Source organism: Chitinophaga sp. (assembly GCF_017745275.1).
Lineage (GTDB): Bacteria > Bacteroidota > Bacteroidia > Chitinophagales > Chitinophagaceae > Chitinophaga.
Genome location: NZ_JAGHZS010000006.1, coordinates 556,492 through 581,963 on the forward strand (window position 1 = coordinate 556,492; position 25,472 = coordinate 581,963).

The 25,472-nt window shown below is 44.3% G+C and carries 22 protein-coding genes; 13 read left to right on the forward strand and 9 right to left on the reverse strand.

Annotated features, from left to right (window positions below; genetic code table 11):
* Position 1: 1 nt before the first annotated feature.
* Entirely contained in the window at positions 2 to 343 is a 342-nt protein-coding gene (locus J7623_RS19325) for a DUF488 family protein (protein ID WP_291923378.1), read from the reverse strand.
* 78 nt (positions 344 to 421) lie between these two features.
* Here J7623_RS19325 and J7623_RS19330 point away from each other — a divergent pair, with 78 nt between their 5' ends.
* Positions 422 to 1,075: an HD domain-containing protein gene (locus J7623_RS19330; RefSeq protein WP_291923380.1), complete on the forward strand. Its 654-nt coding sequence runs from the start codon at positions 422 to 424 to the stop codon at positions 1,073 to 1,075.
* A 166-nt stretch (positions 1,076 to 1,241) separates the two neighbouring features.
* Here the strand turns inward: J7623_RS19330 and J7623_RS19335 are convergent, their stop codons facing one another.
* Positions 1,242 to 1,766: an acyl-CoA thioesterase gene (locus J7623_RS19335; protein ID WP_089893755.1), complete on the reverse strand. Its 525-nt coding sequence runs from the start codon at positions 1,764 to 1,766 to the stop codon at positions 1,242 to 1,244.
* A 334-nt stretch (positions 1,767 to 2,100) separates the two neighbouring features.
* Between J7623_RS19335 and J7623_RS19340 the strand changes: the two genes are divergently transcribed.
* The 3 genes from J7623_RS19340 (at position 2,101) to J7623_RS19350 (ending at position 6,897) form a co-directional block, all read left to right on the forward strand.
* A complete protein-coding gene (locus J7623_RS19340; protein WP_291923385.1) occupies positions 2,101 to 3,747 on the forward strand; it encodes a CTP synthase in 1,647 nt (548 codons plus the stop codon).
* Between the two features lie 283 nt (positions 3,748 to 4,030).
* Positions 4,031 to 5,881 carry a membrane protein insertase YidC gene (yidC, locus tag J7623_RS19345; RefSeq protein WP_291923387.1) on the forward strand — a complete coding sequence of 617 codons (1,851 nt, stop codon included), beginning with the start codon at positions 4,031 to 4,033 and terminating at the stop codon, positions 5,879 to 5,881.
* Positions 5,882 to 5,964: 83 nt separating this feature from the next.
* A complete protein-coding gene (locus J7623_RS19350) occupies positions 5,965 to 6,897 on the forward strand; it encodes a M20/M25/M40 family metallo-hydrolase (protein ID WP_291923389.1) in 933 nt (310 codons plus the stop codon).
* Here the strand turns inward: J7623_RS19350 and J7623_RS19355 are convergent.
* From J7623_RS19355 to J7623_RS19375, 5 genes are all read right to left on the reverse strand, one after another.
* Positions 6,894 to 7,514: a SprT-like domain-containing protein gene (locus J7623_RS19355; protein WP_291923391.1), complete on the reverse strand. Its 621-nt coding sequence runs from the start codon at positions 7,512 to 7,514 to the stop codon at positions 6,894 to 6,896. The two genes, J7623_RS19350 and J7623_RS19355, sit on opposite strands and share 4 nt — an antisense overlap.
* Before the next feature lie 5 nt (positions 7,515 to 7,519).
* The gene (locus J7623_RS19360; RefSeq protein ID WP_291923393.1) at positions 7,520 to 7,906 is read right to left on the reverse strand and encodes a hypothetical protein; all 387 of its coding nucleotides are present in this window, start codon (positions 7,904 to 7,906) and stop codon (positions 7,520 to 7,522) included.
* Positions 7,899 to 8,123, reverse strand: a complete 225-nt coding sequence (locus J7623_RS19365; RefSeq protein ID WP_291923395.1) for an AtpZ/AtpI family protein — start codon at positions 8,121 to 8,123, stop codon at positions 7,899 to 7,901. The genes J7623_RS19360 and J7623_RS19365 overlap by 8 nt, the downstream gene beginning before the upstream one ends.
* On the reverse strand, positions 8,092 to 8,511 hold the full coding sequence (locus tag J7623_RS19370; protein WP_291923397.1) for a polymer-forming cytoskeletal protein: 420 nt from the start codon (positions 8,509 to 8,511) through the stop codon (positions 8,092 to 8,094). The genes J7623_RS19365 and J7623_RS19370 overlap by 32 nt, the downstream gene beginning before the upstream one ends.
* A gap of 136 nt (positions 8,512 to 8,647) precedes the next feature.
* The gene (locus J7623_RS19375) at positions 8,648 to 9,052 is read right to left on the reverse strand and encodes a hypothetical protein (protein ID WP_291923399.1); all 405 of its coding nucleotides are present in this window, start codon (positions 9,050 to 9,052) and stop codon (positions 8,648 to 8,650) included.
* A gap of 267 nt (positions 9,053 to 9,319) precedes the next feature.
* Here J7623_RS19375 and J7623_RS19380 point away from each other — a divergent pair, with 267 nt between their 5' ends.
* Positions 9,320 to 12,415, forward strand: a complete 3,096-nt coding sequence (locus J7623_RS19380) for a hypothetical protein (RefSeq protein ID WP_291923401.1) — start codon at positions 9,320 to 9,322, stop codon at positions 12,413 to 12,415.
* A gap of 171 nt (positions 12,416 to 12,586) precedes the next feature.
* A complete protein-coding gene (locus J7623_RS19385; RefSeq protein WP_291923403.1) occupies positions 12,587 to 14,968 on the forward strand; it encodes a transglycosylase domain-containing protein in 2,382 nt (793 codons plus the stop codon).
* A 170-nt stretch (positions 14,969 to 15,138) separates the two neighbouring features.
* Here the strand turns inward: J7623_RS19385 and sucC are convergent, their stop codons facing one another.
* Complete coding sequence (sucC, locus tag J7623_RS19390; protein WP_291923405.1) at positions 15,139 to 16,353, reverse strand: ADP-forming succinate--CoA ligase subunit beta; 1,215 nt, start codon at positions 16,351 to 16,353, stop codon at positions 15,139 to 15,141.
* Between the two features lie 128 nt (positions 16,354 to 16,481).
* Between sucC and J7623_RS19395 the strand changes: the two genes are divergently transcribed.
* The 7 genes from J7623_RS19395 to J7623_RS19425 all read left to right on the forward strand — a co-directional run bounded on the left by J7623_RS19395 (position 16,482) and on the right by J7623_RS19425 (position 23,954).
* The gene (locus J7623_RS19395; protein WP_291923406.1) at positions 16,482 to 17,303 is read left to right on the forward strand and encodes a purine-nucleoside phosphorylase; all 822 of its coding nucleotides are present in this window, start codon (positions 16,482 to 16,484) and stop codon (positions 17,301 to 17,303) included.
* A 19-nt stretch (positions 17,304 to 17,322) separates the two neighbouring features.
* On the forward strand, positions 17,323 to 19,299 hold the full coding sequence (locus J7623_RS19400) for a putative porin (RefSeq protein ID WP_291923408.1): 1,977 nt from the start codon (positions 17,323 to 17,325) through the stop codon (positions 19,297 to 19,299).
* A 143-nt stretch (positions 19,300 to 19,442) separates the two neighbouring features.
* Positions 19,443 to 19,832 (forward strand): hypothetical protein, encoded by a 390-nt coding sequence (locus J7623_RS19405; RefSeq protein ID WP_291923410.1) that lies wholly within the window; start codon positions 19,443 to 19,445, stop codon positions 19,830 to 19,832.
* Between the two features lie 84 nt (positions 19,833 to 19,916).
* On the forward strand, positions 19,917 to 20,462 hold the full coding sequence (locus J7623_RS19410; RefSeq protein ID WP_291923412.1) for a heavy-metal-associated domain-containing protein: 546 nt from the start codon (positions 19,917 to 19,919) through the stop codon (positions 20,460 to 20,462).
* Between the two features lie 14 nt (positions 20,463 to 20,476).
* Complete coding sequence (locus J7623_RS19415) at positions 20,477 to 21,340, forward strand: hypothetical protein (RefSeq protein ID WP_291923415.1); 864 nt, start codon at positions 20,477 to 20,479, stop codon at positions 21,338 to 21,340.
* A gap of 3 nt (positions 21,341 to 21,343) precedes the next feature.
* The gene (locus J7623_RS19420) at positions 21,344 to 21,916 is read left to right on the forward strand and encodes an AraC family transcriptional regulator (RefSeq protein ID WP_291923417.1); all 573 of its coding nucleotides are present in this window, start codon (positions 21,344 to 21,346) and stop codon (positions 21,914 to 21,916) included.
* A gap of 367 nt (positions 21,917 to 22,283) precedes the next feature.
* Positions 22,284 to 23,954 (forward strand): L,D-transpeptidase family protein, encoded by a 1,671-nt coding sequence (locus J7623_RS19425; RefSeq protein ID WP_291923419.1) that lies wholly within the window; start codon positions 22,284 to 22,286, stop codon positions 23,952 to 23,954.
* A gap of 106 nt (positions 23,955 to 24,060) precedes the next feature.
* Here the strand turns inward: J7623_RS19425 and J7623_RS19430 are convergent, their stop codons facing one another.
* Positions 24,061 to 25,293, reverse strand: a complete 1,233-nt coding sequence (locus J7623_RS19430; protein ID WP_291923421.1) for an NADP-dependent isocitrate dehydrogenase — start codon at positions 25,291 to 25,293, stop codon at positions 24,061 to 24,063.
* Between the last annotated feature and the right edge of the window lie 179 nt (positions 25,294 to 25,472).

Genomic DNA, 25,472 nt, shown 5'->3' on the forward strand with positions numbered 1-25,472 from the left:
GTTACTTTTTTAGCAGCGACAATAGTACCTGCGCCTGGTTGTTTGTTTTATCTTTTGCCCCGTAGACTAACGTTACCCGATGATGTTGCGCTCTTTGCTTTATAGCAGCCAACAAATCTTTTTTCTCCTGTAATTCCTGCAAATATTTCGTTTTGAATTCAGCAAACCGTGTGGTATCATGGTGAAACCATTCACGTAGTTCGTTGCTGGGCGCTATTTCTTTGGCCCATTCATCTACATGTGCTTTTTCTTTGGTGAGCCCTCTTGGCCAGAGCCGGTCTACCAGTATGCGGTAGCCGTCGGAGTCTGCATAGTCGTCGTATACGCGTTTAATCTGTATCATATTTTTATTAACGCATACTGCAACAGGATTGTTTTTTCCAATTCATAAGAGTGAAGAAAATTAAATATCATTGTAGCTATGAATCATCAACAAATTATAGCAGCTACAGTAGATTATGTGAAGAAGGAATTGGCAGGCGCAGAAGGAGGCCACGACTGGTGGCATATTTACAGGGTATGGCAACAAGCCAGGCATATTGCGGCAAAAGAAACCGTGAATCAACTGGTGGTAGAGTTAGGGGCGTTATTGCACGATATCGCGGATTCAAAATTTCACAACGGCGATGAGAACATAGGCCCCGCTAAGGCAGTGGCTTTTCTGCAATCGCTGGAGGTGCCCGCCGATATTATTACCGCTGTAGAAAACATTATCCGTCACATTTCATTTAAAGGCGGTAACCAGGAAGTAAAATATTATTCAACAGAGTTAGCCGTGGTGCAGGATGCAGACAGGCTCGATGCCATTGGTGCCATGGGAATTGCGCGGGCATTCAATTACGGCGGATTTAAAAACAGGGCCATCTATGATCCTGCTGTACAGCCGAACTTAAATATGACGAAGGAAGAATATAAAAATAGTACGGCGCCTACCATTACCCATTTTTACGAGAAGTTATTACTGCTGAAAGACAGAATGAATACAAATACCGGCAGGGAGCTGGCTGAAGAAAGACACGCTTTTATGGAAGTTTTCCTGGAGCGGTTTTATAAAGAATGGGAAGGAGAGCTATAATTTGTTTTACTATTATGCTGATTTTTATTATATGATTTTGAAAGATATTTAAAAGATAAAGGGAGATGGAAACAAACTGTTTCCATCTCCCTTTATCTTTTAATATCAAATTCTGAAAATCAGTATAATCAGGAAAGAGAATCCGCCGAAGGCGGATATGTTCCAACTAGATTTTTTCGAAGAACAGTGCTTTTAATTCATCTGCATCTTCCGGTTTCATTTTACCACCAAGTATCAACCTGAGCTGACGGCGGCGCAAAGCGCCTTCATATAATTTTTTTTCTTCTTCTGTATCGGTGATAATACCAGGCACCGGCCGGGAGTTACCATTAGGATCGAGGGCTACAAATGTCATGAAGGCTTCATTGGATTTATAGCGGTATTGCTGCACAGGATCTTCTCCCCACACTCTCATATGTACTTCCATAGAAGTATTGAAGGCACGGCTTACTTTAGATTCAATATGTACCACATTGCCCAGCTTAATGGGATTTTCGAAAGATATATTGTCTACGGAAGCAGTTACTACCGGCGCACTGCAGTGTTTCATGCAGGCCAGTGCCGCTGCGATGTCCATCCAGTACATCAAACGACCGCCCATCAGGTTGCCGAATGTATTGGTATCATTCGGTAAAACCAGTTCAGTCATTTGTATCAGCGAGTCTTGAGCTCTCTTTGGCGTTAAAGTCATCTTTTATGTATTTCGGACGCAAATTTACAGTTTATATATTTATAGTAGTGCTGTCATTTCCAGAACAATGCTACCCGATAAAGGTTTTTAACAAATAATTTCCTGTACTTGAAAAATCTTTAAAACGCCCTGTAGATAAGTGATGAGAGCTGAAGATATTCTCCCAAAAATTAACAAACAAATAAAGCGATTTGGTAAAAAACTTGGGAGCGATGCAAATTTGTGTAACTTTGCATGACCTTCGGAAGTTGTTTACTTGATCGGTTATACACCAAATGCAGTCCGGCACTTCCCCGTTTATAGGTCAAGTATTCTTAGCAGAATTTTAGTTTTTATGGCAAAATATATCTTCGTTACAGGAGGTGTTACTTCCTCTTTGGGTAAAGGAATTATAGCTGCCTCGCTTGCAAAATTATTGCAGGCACGCGGCTTTAGAGTGACTATTCAGAAATTTGATCCATATATCAATGTGGATCCGGGAACGTTAAACCCTTATGAACATGGTGAATGTTATGTAACGGAAGATGGCGCAGAAACCGATCTGGATCTTGGACATTATGAGCGTTTCTTGAATACGCCTACGTCTCAGGCCAATAATGTTACTACTGGTCGTATTTATCAAACAGTGATCAACAAGGAAAGAGAAGGAGCCTACCTGGGTAAAACCGTACAGGTAATCCCTCACATTACGGACGAAATCAAACGCCGTATCCTCTTGTTAGGTAAAGATGGTAAGTTCGATATCGTGATCACAGAGCTGGGTGGTACTGTAGGTGATATTGAGTCACTCCCTTACATTGAGGCGGTTCGTCAGTTACAATGGGAACTGGGAGAAGAAGATTGCCTGGTAGTGCACCTGACCCTTATCCCGTATCTGCGCGCAGCCAAAGAGCTGAAAACCAAACCAACGCAACACTCTGTGCGCCTCCTCAGCGAATATGGCGTACATCCCGATATTATCGTTTGCCGTACAGAAGAACCGCTGTACCGCGATCTGAAGAAGAAAATCGCCCTCTTCTGTAATGTACAGGTAGATGCCGTTATTGAAGCCAATGACGTACCTACTATCTACGAAGTACCCCTGGAAATGATGCGCGAGAAACTGGATGTTTCCGTGTTGAAAAGACTGGGCTTACCGGTGGAAAAAGAACCGGAACTGGCCAAATGGCGCGAATTCCTGGATAAATTGAAATATCCTAAATCCAAGGTAACCATTGGTCTGATCGGTAAATACGTGGAATTACAGGATGCCTATAAGTCAATCCTGGAATCATTTGTACACGCCGGTTCACTGAATGAGTGTAAGGTAGTGGTACAAAATATCCACTCCGAACACCTCACCCCGGAAAATGTATGTGAAAAACTAAAGAACCTGGATGGTCTCCTAGTAGCGCCAGGCTTCGGTCACCGTGGTATTGAAGGTAAAATCACCGCTATCCAGTATGCCCGCGAAAACCAGCTGCCCTTCTTCGGTATCTGCCTGGGTATGCAGATGAGCGTGGTAGAATACGCCCGTAATGTACTCGGCTGGAAAGACGCACATTCCGTGGAAATGAACCCTGACACCGCTCACCCGGTGATCAACCTCATGGAAGAACAGAAGAAAGTAACCGCGAAAGGTGGTACCATGCGTTTGGGCGCCTATGGCTGTGAACTGACACCTGGCTCCAGGGCAGAAGAAATATATGGCAAAACGTCTATCAGCGAAAGACACCGCCACCGCTATGAGTTCAATAATGACTTCATTAAGGATTTCGAAGCAGCAGGACTGGTACTTTCCGGTAAAAACCCTGAAAGTGGCCTCGTTGAAATCGTGGAGCTGCCGGAACACCCGTTCTTTGTGGGCGTACAATTCCACCCGGAACTGAAAAGCACCGTGGAAAGCCCTGCGCCGGTATTCGTTTCCTTTATCAAAGCTGCCAAGCAATACGCTGAAAGCAAGAATGGTAAAGCGAAAATGGAAGAGTCCATCGTGAAATAGGTTTTAGCCATTAGCTTTTAGCAGAAATGCAGCGGAGAACATATTATAAATGTTCATCTCCGCTGCATTTCTGCTAAAAGCTAAAAGCTAATGGCTAATGGCTAAAACCTAAAACCTAAAACCTAAAACCTAAAACCTAAAACCTCCACTGATCCTCAGTTATATACATATTTCCACTACTTATTTATTATTTTAACCGCAATTAACAGGGGTTTCACCTAAAAAGCATGGTCAATTCATAAAATCATGCTTACCTTTGCTGCCTAAATTTTAATTGCATTTCATGGATAGAAATTCGGTCATTGGGTTTTTACTGTTGGGCGTTTTGTTGGTAGGATACATATTCTTCAACCAGAAGCAACAGGCAGGAGCCGCAAGGGAAAAAGCCAGGCAAGATTCCATAGCAGAACTTAATAAGCCTAAAACCATTCCGGCAGATACAGCCAGTCTTGCTGCTGTTGCAAATGGTGGCCAGCTGGATTCAGCGCATCAGGCCATGTTGAGCGGAGAGTTCGGTACTTTCGCCGCTGCTGCTACCGGCAATGTGCAAACCTCCGTATTGGAAAATGATGTGGTGAAAATCACCTTCTCCAATAAAGGCGGACAACCATCTACTGTTCAACTGAAACAATATAAAACGTATGAAGGCGCCCCACTGATGTTAGTGGAAGGCTCTTTTAACCGTTTATCTGTGGAAGTACCGGCCAGCGTAACCAAAGTACTGAACAGCGCTGACCTGTTCTTTACCGCCGGACAACCCCAGGAACTGGCAGGTGGGGCTAAATCTATCGCCTACCGCCTCAATACCAGCAATCCTAACGCTTACCTGGAATTCATTTACTCCCTGAAACCCGGCAGCTATGTGGTAGATTATACCATTCACGCAGTGGGTCTGCAAGGACTGCTCCCTGGTAATCAGAATTACCTGAACCTCCAATGGAACAGCCAGGAAGACAAACAGGAGCATGATATGCAGAATGAGCGCCTGAACAACCAGGTGCACTACATGCAGGAACATGATAAACACGACTACTTCACCCTGAACCGCACCAGCCACGAAAAACTGGAGAAGAAACTGAAATGGGTGAGCGTGAAACAACAGTTCTTCAACACTACCCTCATCGCTAAAAATGATCTTTTCAATAACGCGGATGTAAATACCAAAGTACCGGAAAGCCCGAATATTGTAGGCCAAACCTTCACCACTATTCAGATTCCGTACAACCGCGCCAATGATTTCTCTTTCCCGGTGGAAATTTATTATGGTCCTAACCATTATAAAACACTGAAATCATTTGATATTGGTTTGCAGAAAATCATCCCGCTGGGTACTGGTATCTTCGCTTTCGTGAAGTATGTGAACATCTTTATCATTATCCCGGTGTTTAACTTCCTGAGCGGATTTATCAGCAACTATGGCGTGATCATCATCCTGCTCACCATCTTCATTCGCTTACTCATAGCGCCTTTCACTTACCAGAGCTATGTATCACAGGCTAAAATGAAAGTGCTGAAACCAGAAATTGACGAGCTGAAAGCGAAGTTTGGTGATGACCAGCAAGGTTTTGGTGTTGAGCAGATGAAACTGTTTAAGAGCGCCGGCGTAAACCCACTGGGCGGATGTTTACCCGCTTTATTACAGTTGCCGATCCTGGTAGCGATGTATAGCTTCTTCCCATCCTCCATTGAATTACGTCAGGAAAGCTTCCTGTGGGCAAAGGATTTATCTACTTACGATTCTATTCTGAACCTGCCGTTCAACATACCTTTCTATGGTAATCACATCAGCTTGTTCACCATCCTGATGACTATCACCAGCTTGATCCTGGCCTTCTACAACCGTGGTATGACCGATCAGAGCAACCCGGTAATGAAGTACATGCCATACGTAATGCCAATTATGCTGTTGGGTATCTTCAACCGTTTGGCTGCGGCCCTCACTTTCTACTACTTCCTGTCTAACGTGATCAGTATCCTGTTGCAGTTTGTGATCCAGAAGTTTATCATCAACCATGATAAAATTCATGCACAAATCCAGGAAAACAAGAAGAAGCCGAAGAGCAAATCCAAATGGCAGGAAAAACTGGAAGAAGTACAGAAGCGCCAGCAGGAAATGCAACAGAAGAAAAAATAGGATTAATACAATCTGAACAAATCAAACATAATTTTTAGCAGAAGGCTTCCCCATCAGGAAGCCTTCTCTATTTTTGACAGGATATGAAGAAGAGTTGGTTATTATTTATATGCGCTGCAGGTATCAGTGCCAGCGCATACGCACAGGATACTATTCCTGATGCTGCCCGGATTCAGGGCATTGTGAATTACCTGGCCTCCGATAAGCTGAAAGGTCGGGGTACTGCCGAAAAAGGCGGCATGAAAGCCAGTCGCTATGTAGCAAAACAGTTTAAAAAGCTGGGGCTGAAAACCGTGAATGGTAGCAGCTATTTCCAGGATTTCACGTTCGACCGGAAAGCCCATAAAAATATTCCAAGTCGTAATGTGATCGGCTTCCTGGATAACGGTGCCGCACGTACGATCATCATAGGTGCTCACTATGATCACCTGGGAACAGCCGCTTTATTTGATGGCAAATACCCCATCGGGGAAATTCATAATGGGGCGGATGATAATGCTTCCGGTGTAGCTGGTTTGCTGGAATTAGCCCGTCATTACGGAAAAAATGGACAAAAAGAGCCGTTTAATTTCCTGTTCATCGCTTTTGGGGGAGAGGAATTGGGTCTACAGGGGTCTAAGTATTATACGGATCATCCGTTGATGCCATTGAACCAGGTGCATTTCATGCTTAATATGGATATGATTGGCCGCTACAACCCGGAGCGGGGCATTGGTATTGGAGGTCATAGCAGTGCAGTGGAATGGCCGGCTATTTTCAAAGATGTACAACAGCCGGGTATTAAATTTTTTACAGATGGCGCTGGCAAAGGAGCATCAGATCATCATAATTTTTACGTGAATGGCGTACCGGTGATGTTCTTTCATACAGGAGGGCATGATGATTATCATAAGCCTACCGATGATGCCCCTAAGTTACAAGCCCAATCGGAAGCGGCGATCCTTCAACTGGAAATTCAGCTGATTAACCGCGCCATGGCATTTCCGGCATTACAGTATGTAGGGGAGAAGTCTTAGGCCACGAGTTCCACTTCATAAACGGGACTAAACAGGTACCATCTGTTAGACGCTACCTCTTCACAGCGGTAGCGTTTTCTTATTTTTTCACCCCGCCGGAATACACGTCCATCTTTGGTTTTGAACAAACCATTTAAAGGAACCTGTTCTACAAAGAAGTGATTTTCTTTTTGCCGGTCATAATTTTTGAGTACCCGCATTAGGTTTTCATCTGCACAGGAGCTGGCGGCGGGGTTGGCCATACTCTGACGTACGGCCGTTTCCACGTCGGGAGGCAACAGGTTTTTGCCTACAAATCCGTGCAGGATCCAGGTGTATTCCTGTTTCCATTCTTTGCCGTGGGAGGCTACGCGGTTGGCGTATTTGTTAAAGGTAGTCAGGTGGGCAATTTCGTGCAGCAGCGTTAGGAGGAAGGCGTATTTATTCAGGGAGCCATTAATGCTGATGCGATGGCCTTTACCTTGTCCGTCAGGGTGACGGTAGTCGCCAAGTATACTGGACCGTTCCCTGGTAACGGTCAGATGTACCTTATAGGTAACCAGGAAATCCATGACCTGTCCGAAGGTGCCTTCGGGTAAGTAGGACGCTAAAGCATTCAGGGGCGCCTCTTTTTTCAAATAGATTACTTTTTTAGCTTCGTCAGCCGGAAAAGGCTGAGTGTTTCAAATACAGTATACACCAGGTACAGGAACAACAGCATGAAAATAGTCAACTTGCTGACATTGGGCTTATAAATAAGCACATATACAACAACACCTATTACACAAAGAAAGAGTTTACTAAGGGTGGCGCCGTAAACAGCCCGGATAAATGCATTATGGTTGGAGGAAGCAAGTCCCTGGCGGCTCATCAGGTAAGACACCAGGGAGATAATAGCCATGATCAGGTTACCGGCCATAAGCACATTCACATGTGTGCCGAGGTCCAGCAACCTGGGTTTGAATATGATAAAAAGTCCGTTAATAATACCAAAAACTGCAAATAGCCGTATAAAAAATCTATCACTCATGCCGTCGGGTGTCTTTTATAATTTGCCACAAAAGTATGGCTAATGCAATTAAAGAAAAAATGATAAGGAATACAGGGAACCGCCAGCCAATCCACTGGTCTAGTTTATACCCTGCAAACACACCCAACCCGAGGGTGGCCATCATCTGGAAGGCCAACCCGGCGTAGCGAAATAATACGTTACGGTTATTCTGCTTCCTGGAGGACGGATTTTCCATGTTTCTGATTATCTGGCTGCTGATCATCCATGTAGCAACGGCCATTGAATTTAGCTGTAGGCTCCATTTCGAAATGAGCAGTGTACACATCGCCTTTTACTAAAGCATTCCCTTTCAGGAACAATAATTCTTCTACCTTGATAATACCGGTAACTTTACCCAGGATATCTGCGCTCTGGCATACCAGGTCGCCCACAATATCGCCTTCCGGACCTACCACTATCTTTGCTTTGGTTGATACCAGTCCGTTTACCTGACCATCAATTCTGATGTCGCCTTCACATACAATATCCCCCTGGATAGTAGTGCCAGTGCCTATAATGTTTACTGTAGAGGTAGGCAACATAAATTGTTTGTCACCTTTCGATTTCTGATTGCTATTAAACATAGGGAGTTAGGTTTTTCAAGTTTAGTGATGTAATATAATTAAAATATTAAATATTTTGGTTTTTATGTACTTAGATATTTAAATCCACATACACATGAACTATTCACACTGATAATTAAATACTTAAATAATAAAGTTAGTAGGTACTGTTATCAACAGTTGGCACTTTTAACATGGTGGTGTCCAGTTTCCCGGTAAACTCCCCATTAATCACCTGCTTGATATTTTTCAGGTATTGATCACGGGCATTAATGGCTGTTTCTAATGAGTCAGTCCGCATTTTGAGACGGATAAATTCTTTACGTTGCTTCAGGTCTCCATAACCAGGTATATAATAACGCAACGGTGTAAATACCACGGTGGCTACCGTAATAGCAACCAATAATACAAACAGGGTACTGAAAGCTATATACACGCTCATACGGGAAAGTTTGAACGATGTCACTTCTTCATAGGTATCATCATTCATAATTACCAAACGGTACTTATGACTGAGTTTTTCCAGGTTTCTTCTGCTGTTTTTATTCCCCTTCTTGGCCATGTTTGTGGTACTTAACGAAAATTAAGGCGGGCTAAAGTTAAACAATATTTTTAAAGCAAAAAGTGAGAAAGCAAAAAGCGGAAAGCTTTTGCAGTCCATGAAAGAAGGGGATAAATGCCATTAGGTTAGCTTGCTGATCCGCTATAATGACTCACAAGGATCGCTTTTTGCTTCCCCTTTCCGCTTTCTGCTAAAAAATTATCCTATCTTTAAAATATTTTTTCAAACAGTAAGTTATATATATTTAGCCTATACACCCTGGCATCCATGAATTGCATCAAACTGCTACTTAAATATCTGGGAATTAGTACATTGTCATTTTGCCTGGGTTTGCCGGCGGTCTGGGCACAGAACAGGCCGAGAAATCAGTCGCAGCAATATAATCCTCAGAGTCAAAACCCCGTTAATCAACAACAGCAACAGCAGCAACGACCTGCTGCCAAACCCCTTTTTAAACCAAAGGAACCTCGCATAACAGATCGGCGTCCGCCATCTGAAGTGATGCTCGAAAAAAAGAAATGGACCTGGAAACGACAGTTTTTCCAGAACATGGCTACACGCTTTAACTATTACTTCCACGCCAAACAAAAACTCGACCGGGTAGTCAGAACCGCTAACCGCGACGGCCAGGATAATTATAACACCTTGTTGCCTTTCTATCCGTATAGCCTGCAAAGCCAGGGCTTCAGCAAAGGAGAGCTGGACTCAGTAATCGATAAAACCACCATGGGCATTCAGTTGCATGACCCCCGTGGTAAATGGATAGACGACTGCTTCCTGCTCATGGGCCGTGCTTATTTCTACGAAGGTGACCTCGATAACGCCAATAAAACATTCCAGTATATCAACATCAAATTCGCTCCTAAACAAAAATCGGAATACAAAACCGTAGTAGGTGCCCGCGAAAATGACCAGATATCCATCGCTACCCGCGAAAAAAGAAAAGGCTTCTTTGGACGCCTGAAACATACCAGGGCCCGTAACGACGCCTTCCTCTGGCGGGCCAGAACATTACTCGAACAAAAAGAATACGACGAAGTACAGGCGCTCCTGAACCTGCTCAATAACGACCCGAACTTCCCACACCGCCTCGAAGGCGACCTGGCAGAAGTACGTGCTTATGGTAATTATGTACAGAAACGCTATCCCGAAACAATTGATCCCCTGAAACAGGCGATCGATAAAAGTAACAACCGGGTAGCCCGTGCCAGGATGTCGTTTATCCTCGGACAACTTTACGTACAGCAACACCACGCAGATTCCGCACTGGAACGCTTTCGCGATGTGATTGGGATGAAACCCGATCCTATGATGGACTTCCAGGCCCGGATCCAGATTGCCAAAACAAATGCACAAACCACTGGTGATATCGCAAAAAGCATTGCCGGCCTGCATCACATGCTGAGAAAACAACGCTTTTCGCGCTTCAAAGATGGGATCTACTATACCATGGGAACCCTCATGTATCCTAAAAACCCGGATGCTGCTATCGGCTACATGAAACAATCACTGAAAGTACCCAGTGATAACCTCATGCAACGCACGCTTACTTATAAAGGCATCGCGGATATTTACTACGATCAGCGCAGCTACGGAAATGCGAAAAAATATTACGACAGCACCGCCGGCGTGATGACCAAAGACTTCATGGACGCGTCTACCGTAACTATCAGGAAAGAAGTATTGTCTGATGTAGTAGCCAAACTCGAAACGATTCACCGGGAAGATAGTCTGCAGAAAATTGCGTCGATGTCGCCCGCTGACCGGAATATATTCCTCACAAAAATGGCGGCTGTATTGAAGAATGAAGCAGCCGACCGGAAAAAGAAAGAGAAACTGGAAGCAGCCAATCCGCTGGATGTGTCTTCCATGGGCATGAACGCCGCAGGTGCCTATGGCCCTAAAGAGGAAAAAGGCGATTGGTATTTCTATAATCAGGCCAGCAAATCTGCCGGTTACTCCGAGTTTAAACGCAGGTGGGGTAATCGTCAGCCCGGTGATAACTGGCGCAGAAGTCAGAACGGTGTGGTGAATGCTACTAACAGCAATGCTCCAATTGAGGTAGTAGATGAGACTAAAAAGGGGGTGACCAATAGTGTATCTCCGGATAGTGTGAGCGTAGATTTGTTAGCTGCTGGTCTGCCACTGACACCGGAAAAACTGGATGCTTCCCGGAAGGCGGTGAAAGAAGCCTGGTTTGATCTCGGTAAGCTCTATCATGATAAACTGGAAAATTATCCACTGGCCATAGAAACCTACGATTCACTGTTGCTGTTGTTCCCGGATCATCCGCGGAAACCGGAAGTGTTGTATTCTCTCTATATCTGGAATAGTAAGTTGAATCGTACTGCCCAGGCCAACCAGTTTAAAACCATGGTACTTAACCAGTATGGTAATACGAACTTCGCCGATATCATTCGTTCCGGTGGATTAAATGATGTGGATGGTGCCAGAAAGAAGCAAATCAGTGCGGCCTATGATTCTGCCTATACCGCTTTCCGGAATGGCGACTATACAGGCGCCATGGCCATGAAGCGCCAGGCCGACAGCTCCTTCGGGTTTAGTTTCCTGAAGCCTAAGTTCGATTTGCTGGAAGCGATGTTGATTGTTAAAACAGATACTGCCTTTGCCACAGATTCCCTGCAATTATCGCGCAAAGCAGTACAGGCGGTGCTGACCAAATACGCCGCAGATGAGCCTATCCGCCTGCAGGCCCAGGCCTTGATGGATGCATTGGATCATCGTGCAGAACTGACCAACTACCTGGCTAAATTGGAAGTACGGAAGAAAGACGCCAATGGGCAACTGCTGGATGAAAATATTACCATGCGTTATCCCTGGCAAAATCCGCAGCCTGTGCTGGCAGACAAGGTAACTACTGCCACCGCCAAAGCACCGGTTGATTCATCCAAAATAACTGCCGGTATGGTAGGCCAGGTGCCTAAGCCTATAGTGCCCGTGGCCCCATCAAAGCCGGTTACGCCATATAAAGTAAGTGCTGATAATCCTTATTTTGTAGTGCTTTCCTTTGACCGGGTGTCGAAGGAACTGATGGATGAAGGACTAAATCAGTTTACCCGTTATAATTCTACTAAACATGCAGCTGATAAAATTGAGGTGGGTAGCTTTGTGCTGACCCCCAATGATGTTATGCTCATTTTCAGGATATTCCCCAATGAAGACAAAGCATTGGAATACTTCGATGAAATCAGGGATGCTGCTGCGACCAGTATTATACCCAAAATCCGGCCTACAGAATACCATTTCTTCGTTATTTCGAGAGACAATTTTATCTTGTTGAACAGCACGAAAGACCTCGCCGGGTACCGTAAGTTTTTTACAGAAACTTATGTGACCCAGTAAGTATGTTTGGAAATTTAAATAGCTTTGTCGGTCAAACTCTTATAAACAGGCTTGTTTATTGCAGTTGAAGTTTATTGAAAAATTTACATATATAGCCAACAGATAGTAATAAATTGCCATTCATTTAACAGGAATCTGGCAATTTGGCCATAAAACAAATTATATAAGCGCATGAAAAAATCGGTGAAAATATTGTGGCGGGTGGCTTTTGGATTCTTAGCATTACTTGTTCTCTTTGTTTTACTCATTAATTTCCGGGTGATTGGCAGCATGCCTTCTATGGAAGAATTGGAAAATCCCCGCGCAGCGCTGGCAGCAGAAGTGATTGCGGATGATGGAACCATTTTGGGTAAATACTACCAGGTAGATCGTTCCAGCAGCGATTACAATGAGATTTCCAAAAACGTGATCAACGCGCTGATTGCAACAGAAGAAACCAGGTTTTACGATAACTCCGGTATTGATGCTAAAGGCACACTGGCTATCCCTTTTTACCTGATGATAGGTAAGAAACGTGGTTCCAGTACTATTACCCAACAGTTGGCCCTGAACCTGCGGGCAGATAACCAGGGTAAACAACGCTCCAACAATCCTATTGGTCGCGCTTTCCAGAAAGTACAGGAATGGATTATTGCTGTGAAGCTGGAAAGAAACTTTACCAAACAGGAAATACTGACCCTCTATCTCAATACGGTGGCTTTTGGTGATAACGTTTATGGTATTGAAAATGGCGCCAGAACATTTTTTAGTAAAGATGCCGGTCACTTATCGATAGAAGAGGCAGCTATCCTGGTGGGAATGCTCAAAGGAAACACCATCTATAATCCCCGTCGTAATCCGAAGGACGCACTTATTCGGCGTAACCAGGTGATCGACAATATGCAGAAGGCCGGATTTATTACGCCAGCAGAAGCGGCATCTGCTCAGAGTAAGCCGATTGTATTACACTATAATAAAATTGACCACAACAAAGGATTGGCGCCTTACTTCCGTGAGGTATTGCGGGATGAGCTGAAAGCCTGGTGTAAAAACCATAAAAAAGCTGATGGTTCTGAGTACAATCTATACAGGGATGGGTTGAAAATTTATACCACCATTAATCCAAGAATGCAGTTGTATGCAGAAGAAGCGGTGGCCAAACACCTGGCAGTACTGCAAAAATCGCTCAACGCTCAAAATGACGTGAAAACGGGCAGTATTTGGAAGAAATGGCCAAAATTCCTGGATCAATACATGAAAGAATCAGATCGGTACAAGGCACTGAAAGAAGACGAGGTGGATGATTCTGCCATTGTCCGCATTTTCAATACCCCTACACGTATGAAGGTGTTTGGTTGGAAAAGTGCTACTGAACCGGATTTAAACGAGATCGATACGGTAATGACTCCAATGGATTCCATTAAATACACCCGCGCTATTTTACAGGCAGGGTTTATGGCGATGGATCCGGAAAGTGGTGAAGTAAAAGCATGGGTAGGCGGACCTGATTTCCGTTACTTCAAGAACGACCACGTTGCTAAAACACGTCGTCAGGTAGGTTCCACCTTTAAACCATTCCTGTACTGCTTTGCAATCATGAATGGGATGTCGCCAAACACCGTATTACCGAACGAACCGATTAATATTAACGGCTGGACTCCTCATAACTCAGAAGGTAGCACCGGTGGTAGTATTACGATGGCAGGCGCATTGGCAAAGTCACTCAACCTCGTGGCTGCTTACCTGATTAAACAAATCGGTGCCAAGCCATTTGCTGATTTTGCTAAGAATAAAGTAGGCTTCAGCAGTGATATTCCGGCTTATCCGGCCATTGCGCTGGGGGCTGTGGAGATCTCATTGTATGAGCTGTTGCAGGGCTATACCATGTTCCCGGCCAGGGGTATCAATACCAAACCTATTTACATTACCCGTATAGAAGATAGAAATGGTAATATCCTTGAAACATTTGCACCGGTAAAGCGCGAAGTTATCAGTGAAAGAGAAGCTTATACCATGGTGAAAATGATGGAAGGTGTAGTAGCACCAGGTGGTACAGGAGCGCGTATCCGTTCCCGTTATAACATCCAGGGTGAAATAGCAGGTAAAACCGGTACTACCAACGATAACACCGATGGTTGGTTTATGGGCTATACACCGAAGATCCTGGCGGGTGCCTGGGTAGGTTGCGAAAATAACTTTATTCACTTCAGCACTACTGCTATCGGGCAGGGTGCTAATACGGGTCTGCCTATCTGGGCATATTTCATGCAGAAGGTATATGCAGATCCAACGCTGAAAATCAGTACTAATGATCACTTCCCGGTTCCTGCCAACATGAGTGAGGATGATATCTACATGAATTATGACTCTAACGTAAAACCAGGCGCTGAGTCAGAAAATGTAGGAAATGGGTCAGCAGATGATTACGGCTCCGGCGATGCGAGTGATTATGCCACACCTGGTGCAGATAAAACGGAAACAACGCCTCCACCGGCGCCGGCACCTAAACCGAAGGAAGAGCAGAAAGATAAGCCAAAGGCTACGATGCCGCCTCCGCCTAAAAAGAACGACTAATTTAGTTAGCATAAAGCAAAAAGCTATTGAGGCGAATGATTAAAGCGAAAATAATGTTCGCTCAGATCATTCGCCTCAATAGCTTTTTGCTTTCAGCTTTATGCTTTATGCTAAAAAGTAAGCCCCCCTGCCAAAGGCGGGGGGGCTTACTATATCGTGAATGCACTTAATTATGCACTTACTGCTTTGTTAACCAGTGCAGCAGCTTCGCTCAGGAGGATAGCTGACTGTACTTTCAGACCGCTTTGTTCGATCAGTACTTTTGCTTCAGCAGCGTTGGTACCTTGTAAACGAACAATGATTGGAACGTTGATGTTGCCAATAGACTGGTAAGCATCAATTACGCCTTGTGCCACACGGTCGCAACGAACAATACCACCGAAGATATTGATCAGGATTGCTTTTACCTTAGGATCTTTCAGGATGATACGGAAACCTGCTTCTACGGTTTGTGCGTTGGCAGTACCGCCTACGTCCAGGAAGTTAGCTGGTTCACCGCCACTCAGTTTGATCATATCCATGGTAGCCATGGCCAGGCCGGCACCATTTACCATACAACCTACGTTACCATCCAGTTTTACGAAGTTGAGGTTGAATTTGCTGGCTTCTACTTCAGTAGGATCTTCTTCTGAAATATCACGCAGTGCTTCCAGGTCAGGATGACGCATCAGGGAGTTATCATCCAGGTTTACTTTCGCATCAACGGCAATGATTTTGTCGTCGCTGGTTTTGAACAGTGGGTTGATTTCCAGCATGCTGCAATCCAGGCCTACGTATGCGTTATAAAGGTTGGTCACAAATTTCACCATGTTTTTGAACGCTTCACCGCTTAAACCAAAGTTGAAAGCAATGTTACGTGCCTGGAAAGGCTGCAGGGTCATATTTGGTTTTACCCACTCTTTGAATATTTTTTCAGGAGTGCTGTGTGCTACTTCTTCGATATCCATACCACCTTCGGTAGAATACATGATAACGTTCTGGCTTTTAGCACGATCCAGCAGGATAGACAGGTAGAATTCTTTTACCGGGTTAGCACCTGGGTAGTACACATCCTGTGCTACCAGCACTTTATTTACCAGCTTACCAGCTTCGCCGGTTTGGATGGTTACCAGGGTACCTCCTAATATATTGCCAGCTATGGTTTTGATGTCTTCAGCATTTTTTCCTACGGCCACACCTCTTTGTTCGGTACCACGGATCTTACCTTTTCCGCGTCCACCGGCGTGAATCTGGGCTTTTACAACGGCAAATTCATTACCAAATTGCACTTTCAGCTGCTTATATGCTTCCGCAGCCGCTTCAGGGGTATCCACCGGGATGCCTTCCTGTACCGGTACATTATATTTTTTCAACAGTTCTTTAGCCTGGTACTCGTGTAAGTTCATCGGAATAAAATTTGCCGCTAAATTAGGGCTTTATGTTTTAAATATAAAACTGCAGTCATTTGTGAATTAAAAAATAACTTTGCGCGGGTTTGTTTTTTAAATCCGACTTTTAAATAATGTATAAACAGATGAGTGAACTAACAGCAAAGATCACAGCAGCGGGAGAATATATCAGCAAATTCTGGCAGGATAAGCCGGTAGCCGGTATCATACTGGGCAGCGGGCTCGGTAACCTGGCAGCGGAAATAACCAATAGCGTGGAAATTCCTTACAGCGATATCCCTCATTTTCCTGAATCTACCGTAGAAGGACATTCGGGTAAATTAATCCTGGGATACATGCAGGGGAAACCTGTGGTGGCCATGGCAGGGCGTTTTCACTTTTATGAAGGATTTTCTATGCAGCAGGTCACTTTCCCTGTTCGTGTTATGAAAGCGCTGGGTATCCATACATTATTTATCTCCAATGCCGCCGGGGGCATGAATCCCGCGTTTAACGTAGGGGATCTGATGATTATCCGGGATCATATCAACCTGCAGCCGGAACACCCGCTGCGTGGCAAAAATGAAGATACCCTGGGGCCCCGGTTCCCGGATATGAGCGAGCCTTACGCCAAATCACTGATAGCATCCGCATATAAAATAGCTGCAGCCAACAATATATCTTTACATACAGGTGTATATGTAGGTGTGCAGGGCCCTACCTTTGAAACCAGGGCAGAATACAAATACATGCATATCATCGGGGGCGATGCTGTAGGGATGAGTACCGTGCCTGAAGTGATTGTAGCGGCACATGCCGGCCTGAAAGTATTTGCCATGAGTGTGATTACCGATATCGGTATCCGCGAAGAAGAGAATGTGATTACCCATGAGGAAGTACTGGCAGCTGCCAAAGCAGCAGAACCTAAGCTTACGCTTATCTTTAGTGAATTAATCCGGCAACTATAAACGCTTTTGTTACTTTCGGATGAGGCAAATTTTCATTTTCATAGCCCTGCTGTTTTTTTGCGGGAACCAGGTACAGGCCCAGTTTAACTCCGGCCGCTTCGGCAATATGGGTGGCGGTGGAGGAGGTAACAGCAAAATGCAGCGGGATACCGGAAAGCATGAACACGAGCTGGATACCATCACCCTGACCTATAAACTGCTCGGCGACCCGGTACATTATAGAATAGATTCTTCTGTGGCTGATTTTCAGTCGAACTACCTGCGCGTACCTTCTAATTACGTGACACTCGGTAATACCGGTAGTGCAGAGTACAATATTATCTATACACCACTCATGAAACCCGGATTTGACGCCGGTTTTCATTCGTATGATATCTATTCCAACACCCATAAGGACGCGAAATTTTATTATACCACCCGCCCTTACACGGAGTTGCAATACCTGGTAGGAAGTAAGCAGGAACAGGTGATCGGCCTATCGCATACACAAAACCGGACCGAACGCTTCAACTTTGCGTTCGACTACCGCAAAATAAATGCGCCGGGATATTATCGTACCCAAAATACCAACCACGATATTTACCGGTTTACGGCCCGTTATCAGAGCAAAAATAAACGTGCCAATACCTACTTCAGCTTCTATTACAATAAGATCAATGGAGGGGAGAATGGTGGCCTTAGATACGATTCCCTGTTAAAGGACCCGGACTACAAACAACGTAAAAGTTTGCCGGTAAACCTGGGGTCCGATGCATCCCAAACTTACTCTTTCTTCGGAGGTGGTGCGCTGCCCGTAAAATCCAGCTACCGGGAAACCGGCCTGCTGATTCAACAGCAGTACGACTGGGGCCACGGCGACAGTATTCACGTAAACGATACCCTGGATATTTATAAATATGATCCGGTATTCCGCGTGCAATACACGTTTAACTATCAGAACGATGACTACGGCTTTATTGATAGTGCGCCGGATACCGCTTTCTATACCAAACATTACAATTTTGTTCCCGCTGATACCGTAAATGCGCAGCATAAATGGAAGATGATTTCTAATGATCTGTCGCTGATACAGTTTCCTGTACGCGGCAACCAGGGCCACTTTATCAACCTGGGTGCACGGTTTGAAAGTATAACGGGCACCTTCCTGGATGCCAATATTAATTTCAGTAACCTGGCCGTACACGGAGAATATCGTAACAGAACCCGCAACCAGAAATGGGATTTCTCTGCAAAAGGAGAGTTTTATGTGGTCGGGCAAAATATAGGTGATTATGGTGTATATGGTAGTTTGAGCAGGCACATTAATGATCTTTTGGGAGATGTGCAACTGTCGGTGAATAACGTAAACCGTGAGCCATCCTACGTGTTCAAGTACTTCAACAGCAATCAGGATGCGTGGTATAATACCTCCCTGGCCAAGCAAAATACTACGCAACTGCAATTTGCCTCTGTTAATAAAAAGTTGAAATACACCCTGGCGGTGAACTATTTCCTGTTCACCAACTACACTTACTTCAAAGATTTTTATCACAGTGAACAGTATGGTTCCCTGTTCAATCTGCTGCAGGTTACATTCAGCAAGAAATTTATGCTGGCGCCATTTGCCTGGTACGTGGATGTTGCTTTCCAGCAATTACATGGCAACGGCCCCCTCAATGTACCTACTATCTGGACACGTAACCGCTTCACTTTTGAGAAGAAACTGTATACGAACCTGAACCTCATCACCGGCCTGGAGTTCCGTTATAATACCAGTTATTATGCAGACGATTATTCCCCGCTGACAGGCCAGTTCATCTACCAGCAAACGCAAAAGATCAGCAATACGTTGCCGGATATGGCCGCATTTGCCAATTTCCGTATCAAATCCTTCTCTGCTTATGTCAGAGCAGAAAATTTAAATACCTTCTTTGCTACCAATAACTATGCTGCCCCATTGTATCCTTTAAACAACTTCGCCTTCAGGGTGGGGCTGCGGTGGTGGTTTATCAATTAAGCAGTTAGCGTTTAGCCATCAGCTTTTAGCAAAATGCCGCGGAGATTAACATGTAATATGTTCCTCCGCGGCATTTTGCTAAAAGCTGATGGCTAAACGCTAATGACTTTATCAGCTTTTTTCGCTATCTTTGAGTCTTCATCATGAAACGATTTTTTGCCATATTATTTGCCGTATTGTACACCACGCTGACCAGCGGGTTTACCATAAATGTGCATTATTGCATGGGCAAACTGGCGGGTATTGACTTGCAGGAAACTGAGGCACATGAGTGCCGGATATGCAAGATGCCGGCGAAAGGCATGGATTGTTGCAAAGATGAATCGAAGTTTTGTAAGGTAACGGAGTCGCATCAGGCGGCCAAAGCCCTGCAACAGAACTTTAGTTTAAATATCGCCCTGGAACTGCCCGTAAAAACCTTGGCAGCGCCGATTTTGGCGGAATCAAACATCCCCGCGGGCAATTATCATCATGATCCGCCCGATCTCCACAAGACCCCCATTTTTATCCGAAACTGCACTTTCCTGATCTGATCCGGCGGTATATTTTATGCCCGCTTTGAGCGGAGCCATCATGCTATGGCCGCAATTTCTTCATTTATTTAACTGAATCAGATCATGAAAACATTAGCTGTTATATTACTCGCACTGGGTTTATCTTTTGGCGCCAATGCGCAATTTAAAAAAGCAGCGGTACATGCTACCGGACTTACCTGCGCCATGTGTTCCAAAGCCACTTATGAATCACTGCAGTCACTGCCTTTTGTGGATAAAATAGATACCGACCTCGATAACACTACTTTTATACTCACCTTCAAAACAGGGGTACCCGTAAATATTGATGCCATTAAAGCAAAGGTGGAAGATGCTGGTTTCTCTGTCGGCAAACTGGTAATGACCGCCAATTTCGATGCGCTGTCGGTCCAAAACGATACACACGTTAGCTTTGCTGGTAGTACACTTCATTTTATGGATGTGAAAAACCAGGTGTTAAGTGGCGACAAAGACATCACCGTTATCGATAAGGATTTTGTTTCTGCAAAACAATTTAAAAAATTCAGTGCAGAAACAAGTATGCCCTGCTATAAAACAGGCATGATGAGCAGTTGCTGCAAAACCAACACCGGTAATGCTTCCGGCAGAATTTATCACGTGACCATTTAATCCTTGCCGGGTATATGAAGCAATTTATAATGATAGCAGTGGCCATCATGGCCGGTATAGGCGCAACAGCCCAGGAGTTATATGTGAATACAGAACCAGCGAGCAATATGGCCGCTAATTCGCTTGGCATAAGGCTCAACAACAAGTTCTTTAACATGGAACATACCCGCGAAACCGGGATGCGCTTTGAGCCGGAAGTGATGTGGGGAGTTAATAAAAGGCTGATGTTGCATGTATTGGGCTATGCGTCTAATATGATGCAGTCGTCTATACGCACGGAAGGAGGTAGTATTTATGCGAAGTATCGCTTCCTGTCGCTCGACCAGCAACACGCCCATTTCCGGATGGCTGCTTATGTGAAAGGTTCCCTGATAGATAATCCTTACTATCCTGTAATGGCGGCTGGCTCTCATCCTGTGCGCCCTTACGATAATAAGGAACTGGACCTGGAAGGAGCTACATCCGGTGTGAACGGTGGTATTATTGCCACGCAACTGTTGCATAAGCTGGCATTGTCAACAACGTTGGGGTATTCCCGTTATATGAACAATGTGAAAGATAATATCCCGGAAGATTTCTCAAAAAATTCGGTCAATTATAGTCTTTCTGCCGGATACCTGGTGCTGCCGGTGAAGTATAAAAACTTCCAGCAAACTAATTTGAACCTGTATGTGGAGTTGCTTGGTAAAACCAATACAGACAAGGTGGGCCGCGGATCCTACCTGGATGTGGCGCCGGCCATACAGTTTATTTTTAACAGTACCACCCGGCTGGATTTATCCTATCGTGCGCAACTGGCAGGAGATATGCCCAGGAATACCTTCAATTCTTTTTTAATAAGATTTGAGCATAATATCTTTAATATTATAAAAAAATAAATGATGGCAACAACAGATCTGTTTATAAAGAATATGGTTTGTCCGCGTTGCATCAAGGTGGTCTCCACCGCTATCACCGCGGAAAAACTGGAAATTAAAGATATTCAGCTGGGCAAAGTTACAGTAGCGGGCATAGTACCGGAAAAGACATTACACCAATTGGCGGATACTTTGCAAAAGGAAGGATTTCTGCTCATAGATGATAAAAAGCAGCAGTTGATTGCAGGTATCAAAAGCATCGTGGTACAGGCTGTACACCATTCTGAGCTGGACGAAATGAAAGAAAACTTTTCTACTTTACTGGCAGGAAAGTTGCAGAAAGATTATCACTATCTCAGTAATCTTTTTTCAGAAACAGAAGGTACTACCATAGAGCAATATATTATCCAGCAGAAAATTGAGAAAGTAAAAGAGTTGCTCGTATATAATGAATTAAGTTTAAGTGAAATCAGTTACAAGCTGGGATACAGCAGTGTAGCGCATTTATCGGCTCAGTTCAAGAAAGTAACCGGGTTAACTCCCAGCAAATTTAAACAATTGAAGGCTCCCGGGCGTATACCATTAGATAAGATATAATATACCCGTTGGCGTGAGATATAAAAGTTAGTTGTTTTAGTTTTAGTTTAAAAAGAGGCTGCTGCACACCGTGGCCTCTTTTTTAAAAAACATCTTCACATGAAAAAGATATTCACAGGTATACTGAAAGTATTACAGTCGTTATTCATGAAGAAGGACTGCTGCAGATAGCGCAGATTGTGTCCTGTAACAGGATTATACTGATTTTATTTTTTGATTTTAAAGGAAGAAGGGAGATATAGGCAACTGCTTATATCTCCCTTTTTTTTATCCAAAATCAGTATAATCGGTGTAATCCTGGTCCCAGGCAAAAATTTTCTGCACAGTATTTGTAAATGCCTATCTTTACTTTACCGATTAACTGCAGATGAAGAACAAAAATTTTATTATCAGTTTGTTATGCGGATCTGGAGTGTGCTTGTTGTTAGCCTGTGTCAATAAAAAAAAGCATACCGCCCCCAAACAAAAACAGATTGTAGCAAACATCAGACAACTGGATGAAGTGATTACAGACAATATCACAGAACGTCTGTCTGCCCTAAAAGACAATGAAGGTGAATTGGAAGACAGCATCATAGCGTTCCGCCCTTCTGCTATTCAGGAATTTTATGGCGTCGATAAGCCCACCGGACAATGGTCTAAGAACGGGGTGATAAATCCTGCTGCGGATTCCATGCTGTATATGATACAACATGCGGAAGATGTAGGATTATTACCTGCCCAGTACCATGGCCCTGCGCTCACCGCCGCCCTTGAACAGATTAACAGCGATGCTACCGCCAAAAAAGATGCAGCATTGTGGGCCAAAGTGGACGTGCTGATGACAGACGCCTTCATGAAAATGGCCTCAGACCTGCATTTCGGCGTAGCACCACGCGATAGCATTACTCTTAAAAAGGATTCGCTGTTTACCGATAGCCAACTGATAGCCTCCCTGAAACAGGCATTGGCCGATAAAAATGTTGCCACTATCCTGCGTGCCCAGGAGCCGGTACATGCGGGCTATCTTGCGCTCAAAGAAGGTATACAGACTTTTAAATCCAAATACGAAAATTATCACTGGGATACTTTGCCGCTGAACTACACGGATACCGTGGCTTTCAGGCAATTGGTGGTAAACCGCCTGGTGCAAAGCGGACATCTGGATACCAGCGGCCGCACGGTAGATACTACTCTCATTAAAACAGGGATTAAAGCCTTTCAGAAAGAGTTCAATATTTATCCGGATGGCGTAGCCGGCAAAAGAACAGTGATGGCACTGAACCGCTCTATGCACGACTGGATCATGCAGGCAGCCGTGAACCTGGACCGTTGGCGTAAATTACCGGATACTTTACCGGTGCAATATATTATGGTCAACGTTCCCGGCTATACGCTTCGTGTAGTAGATAGCGGAGAAGTGAAGCTGGAGTCGCGCGTAATTGTGGGCGCACCACGTACACGCACGCCTTTGCTGAATTCTTACATGACTAACTTCATGATGTATCCTTACTGGCGTGTTCCTTACAGCATTGTGTTTAAAGAGATGCTGCCAGCTATCAAGAAGAACGTAGGTTACCTGGCTTCCAAAAACCTGGAGGTGATTGATAAAGACGCTAACACGGTAGATCCGGCCACCATCGACTGGTCTAAGCTCAGCAAAGGACATTTTCCTTATGTGCTGCGGCAGATGGATGGTATTGATAATTCCCTCGGTGTGATGAAGTTTAACTTCCGTAACAAATACAGTGTATACCTGCACGATACCAATAACCGTGGATTATTCAAAAACTCTATGCGTGCGATGAGTCATGGTTGTGTGCGGGTACAACAATGGGATAGCCTGGCGCAGTACCTGGTGCGTGCGGATAGTGTAAGACATAGCGGAGATAGTGTTCGTGTATGGCTGGCACGGGAGGAAAAGAAACAGGTAGATCTTCCCAAACACATTCCTATTTATCTGCGTTACTTTACTGCAGAAGGACAAAATGGTAATCTTATTTTCTTTGATGATATTTATGGAGAAGATAAAGTATTACGTAAGAAGATGCGAATGTAAGAAGCTGAAAGCATAAAGCAGAAAGCATAAAGCTATTGAGGCGAATGAACATTGCGCATATTAATTCGCTTTGATCATTCGCCTCAATAGCTTTATGCTTTATGCTTTATGCTTTCAGCTTCACTTTCAGTGCTGTATCCAGCGCATCCAGGAATTCTTCTGTATAAAGGTAGTGTTTACCATGTTCTACTTTGTTACCATGGATACAAACGGCCAGATCTTTGGTCATTTTACCACTTTCTACGGTTTCAATACAAACCTGTTCCAGTGCAGTACAGAAGTCGATCAATGCCTGGTTGTTATCCAGTTTGCCACGGAATTCCAGACCACGGGTCCATGCGAAGATGGAAGCGATTGGGTTGGTAGACGTAGGTTTACCAGCCTGGTGTTCGCGGTAGTGACGGGTTACAGTACCATGCGCCGCTTCAGCTTCCATGGTTTTACCATCAGGAGTAATGAGAGTAGAAGTCATCAGGCCGAGGGAACCAAAACCTTGTGCAACGGTATCAGATTGTACGTCGCCGTCGTAGTTTTTACAAGCCCATACAAAGTTACCGTGCCATTTCAGTGCGCTGGCCACCATGTCATCGATCAGGCGGTGCTCATATGTTAAGCCGTTTGCATCGAAAGCAGTTTTGAATTCCTGTTGATAGATTTCTTCAAAGATATCTTTAAAGCGGCCATCATATTTTTTCAGGATGGTGTTTTTAGTACTCAGGTACAAAGGCCATTTTTTCATCAGTGCCTGGTTGAAACATGCACGTGCAAAGCCTTTGATAGATTCGTCGGTGTTGTACATAGCAAGTGCAACGCCATCACCTTTGAAGTTGTATACTTCATGTTCAATCACCTGGCCATCTTCACCTTCAAATTTGATAGTGAGTTTACCTTTTCCTTTGGTGACGAAATCGGTAGCGCGGTACTGGTCACCAAAAGCGTGACGACCAATACAGATAGGCGCTGTCCAGTTAGGCACCAGGCGTGGAACATTGCTCATCACAATAGGCTCACGGAATACAGTACCATCCAGGATGTTACGGATAGTACCATTTGGTGATTTCCACATTTGCTTCAGCTTAAATTCTTTTACACGCTCTTCGTCAGGTGTAATGGTAGCGCATTTGATACCTACGCCTACTTCTCTGATAGCGTTAGCTGCGTCAATGGTTACCTGGTCATTGGTAGCATCACGATGCTCCATGCCCAGATCATAATATTTAATTTCAACGTCCAGGTATGGAAGTATCAGTTTGTCCTTGATGAATTTCCAGATGATCCGTGTCATCTCATCACCGTCCAGTTCGACTACCGGATTAGCAACTTTAATTTTTTCTGCCATTTCGGGTTTTTTAAAAAATTAGATTAAAAGCGATTCGCAACAATTATTCAAACGTGTCCCTTGCGGGATAATCACGAAAAATACGAATAGCTATGAAAAAAACAAAATTAACCCAATATTAAAAAAAAAGCATAAAGCTAAAAGGATAAAGCAAAAAGCTATTAGAGCGAATGACAAAA

What these genes read in the sequence shown, in the direction of transcription:
- J7623_RS19325 (WP_291923378.1), bottom strand. Translation starts at nt 343, where the DNA reads ATGATACAGATTAAACGCGTATACGACGACTATGCAGACTCCGACGGC.
- J7623_RS19350 (WP_291923389.1), top strand. Translation starts at nt 5,965, where the DNA reads ATGAAGAAGAGTTGGTTATTATTTATATGCGCTGCAGGTATCAGTGCC.
- J7623_RS19425 (WP_291923419.1), top strand. Translation starts at nt 22,284, where the DNA reads ATGAAGAACAAAAATTTTATTATCAGTTTGTTATGCGGATCTGGAGTG.
- J7623_RS19335 (WP_089893755.1), bottom strand. Translation starts at nt 1,766, where the DNA reads ATGACTTTAACGCCAAAGAGAGCTCAAGACTCGCTGATACAAATGACT.
- J7623_RS19410 (WP_291923412.1), top strand. Translation starts at nt 19,917, where the DNA reads ATGAAAACATTAGCTGTTATATTACTCGCACTGGGTTTATCTTTTGGC.
- sucC (WP_291923405.1), bottom strand. Translation starts at nt 16,353, where the DNA reads ATGAACTTACACGAGTACCAGGCTAAAGAACTGTTGAAAAAATATAAT.
- J7623_RS19430 (WP_291923421.1), bottom strand. Translation starts at nt 25,293, where the DNA reads ATGGCAGAAAAAATTAAAGTTGCTAATCCGGTAGTCGAACTGGACGGT.
- J7623_RS19340 (WP_291923385.1), top strand. Translation starts at nt 2,101, where the DNA reads ATGGCAAAATATATCTTCGTTACAGGAGGTGTTACTTCCTCTTTGGGT.
- J7623_RS19420 (WP_291923417.1), top strand. Translation starts at nt 21,344, where the DNA reads ATGGCAACAACAGATCTGTTTATAAAGAATATGGTTTGTCCGCGTTGC.
- J7623_RS19415 (WP_291923415.1), top strand. Translation starts at nt 20,477, where the DNA reads ATGAAGCAATTTATAATGATAGCAGTGGCCATCATGGCCGGTATAGGC.
- J7623_RS19365 (WP_291923395.1), bottom strand. Translation starts at nt 8,123, where the DNA reads ATGGAAAATCCGTCCTCCAGGAAGCAGAATAACCGTAACGTATTATTT.
- J7623_RS19360 (WP_291923393.1), bottom strand. Translation starts at nt 7,906, where the DNA reads ATGAGTGATAGATTTTTTATACGGCTATTTGCAGTTTTTGGTATTATT.
- J7623_RS19400 (WP_291923408.1), top strand. Translation starts at nt 17,323, where the DNA reads ATGAGGCAAATTTTCATTTTCATAGCCCTGCTGTTTTTTTGCGGGAAC.
- J7623_RS19385 (WP_291923403.1), top strand. Translation starts at nt 12,587, where the DNA reads ATGAAAAAATCGGTGAAAATATTGTGGCGGGTGGCTTTTGGATTCTTA.
- J7623_RS19375 (WP_291923399.1), bottom strand. Translation starts at nt 9,052, where the DNA reads ATGGCCAAGAAGGGGAATAAAAACAGCAGAAGAAACCTGGAAAAACTC.
- J7623_RS19330 (WP_291923380.1), top strand. Translation starts at nt 422, where the DNA reads ATGAATCATCAACAAATTATAGCAGCTACAGTAGATTATGTGAAGAAG.
- yidC (WP_291923387.1), top strand. Translation starts at nt 4,031, where the DNA reads ATGGATAGAAATTCGGTCATTGGGTTTTTACTGTTGGGCGTTTTGTTG.
- J7623_RS19380 (WP_291923401.1), top strand. Translation starts at nt 9,320, where the DNA reads ATGAATTGCATCAAACTGCTACTTAAATATCTGGGAATTAGTACATTG.
- J7623_RS19405 (WP_291923410.1), top strand. Translation starts at nt 19,443, where the DNA reads ATGAAACGATTTTTTGCCATATTATTTGCCGTATTGTACACCACGCTG.
- J7623_RS19395 (WP_291923406.1), top strand. Translation starts at nt 16,482, where the DNA reads ATGAGTGAACTAACAGCAAAGATCACAGCAGCGGGAGAATATATCAGC.
- J7623_RS19370 (WP_291923397.1), bottom strand. Translation starts at nt 8,511, where the DNA reads ATGTTTAATAGCAATCAGAAATCGAAAGGTGACAAACAATTTATGTTG.